The sequence below is a fragment of the Oleiphilus sp. HI0128 genome (genome assembly GCF_001635365.1).
This window is the reverse complement of the sequence record NZ_LWGG01001201.1, coordinates 1-1789: the sequence shown is the minus strand read 5'-3', so window position 1 is coordinate 1789 and position 1789 is coordinate 1. Positions and strand designations below refer to the sequence as shown.

Annotated in this window: 1 protein-coding gene; it reads right to left on the bottom strand. The window is 45.3% G+C overall.

Annotation, left to right across the window (positions count from 1 at the left end; translation table 11 throughout):
- Positions 1-1789, bottom strand: a 1789-nt coding sequence (locus A3763_RS20390) for a class I adenylate cyclase (RefSeq protein ID WP_197483016.1), incomplete at both ends; no start/stop codon positions are given.

Sequence of the window (1789 nt, the reverse complement as noted above, 5' to 3'; positions counted from 1 at the left end):
AAACAAAATACACGTAATTCACACTCGAAGTCACTTTGCTGTGCCAAACAAATCTGCAAATAAGACTGCAGGGTTTGCATCAGGGTATCACCCACTTCAAAACGGTGCGCACTGACTTCATTCCAGCTATTAATACTGATTTGATCTATCGTGCGTACCAGGTTAAAGCGATCGGTACTGTAGTCGAGTGCATCTGTACGATCACTTAAACGCTGCATCCCCCGTTCCGCTAATTCTTCCATGGGGTCTAAACCAACGCTCACAAACAAGACCACCTGTGTAACCTGCGCAGCCTTAACAAAGCTTGCCTGATTCACTGGTGGAAGAGGTACGCTAATACTTTGCTGCAAAGCACGAATCATCTGCTGAACTTCTTGTAGCCTGTAGCCCGTATCACCCGGTACCAGACTTAAGCGAGTGGAGCTATTTACAATGCCGTTAAAATATAGCCATGCAAGTAACTCCACCATCGAAGTAAATTTCTTCAAGGGCACTTCAAACGAAGCATCTGAATCAGTACTTAGATTCCTGTATAACAGCCAGCCGCTTTGCTCACTTGGCATCAACTGAGAGCTGGTATGGTGAATAGCCAGGTTCTCTTCCCATAAGTCCCCGACAATACCCGGATTAACCCGCTCAACCTTACCTGCTTTCTTCTGAAAATTTGCGTATAGCTTTCTGCCCAGGAGGTTAAGGTCTTCAGCGGTAATACTGGAGCGAATACCATGAGTGCGAGCATACTGTGACAAAAACCGATAACAGTAACTCAACTCTGCCACTAAGACTTGGCGCTCGACCAGAACCTCATCAACTTTCCATTTGGCGCGAGAGTCCAGGTACCTGAACTTACTCTCTGACCAACCCCAGGTTCGGACAATTTTTTCCAATAGTTTTCTCTGCCATGAAGGCCCCCTTCCCGATGGGGATCGAGAGAGTTTTTTCGCAACTTTAATGTAAAAGCTCTTCTGAACAATATCGAGCCGTTTATGTTCTTTTCTTTTATTTAAATAAGCTTCGAGACGCTGATAGACAAGAAGATATGGATCCAGATCTTCAATACCTAATTCATCATCATAAACAGCGCGCTTATAAACCTGACTCAAAGTTTCAGCTTCCGGAAGCTCTTGGGCATAAACTTCCGCCAGCAAGATTTTCAGTACTGATTTATAGGGCGAGTCCAGGCCTTTATATAGCTGCCATAGCCCAGCACCTATCAACTCACTTTTAGGAATAAACGCAGCGCTACCAAAATCGAGAACCTCTTGCTGTTTAATAAAACGTTTACTCAACAGGAGATCAACTTTCTCCTCGTATTCTCCTTCTAAATTTGGTGGAATCAGCCACCAAATTGGGTAACGCCCCGCTAATAAAATCGCAGTACGATAAAACTCGTCCAGCAGCAAATAATGTTGTGCAGAACCACTACTTTCTTTATCCATGCGGTTATTCAAGTGCCCAGCCTTAAACTTTTCCGCATTCATCAAAAAAGTATGAAGCTCCAAGCCTAGACTGTTTGCCCAATCATCTATCTTCTTGGCTTTTTCTGCGAGCGAAGCCATAGCGTCTTCGCCCAGGCCAGGGTCAAAGCACAACCATAAGTCCACATCACTCGCTTCAGAGTGCGCTAAGGTTCCAGTACTGCCCATCATGTAGAGAGCATGTATCTGGCTAAGCTGGCGGGAGCCTGACTTAAACTTAAAGGTCTGGCTAAAGGACTTTGCAATACTTAAAGCTGCTTTATCGGGTTGATAAGCCGACACGCCGGCGGGTGCATCTTGCGCGACATAAC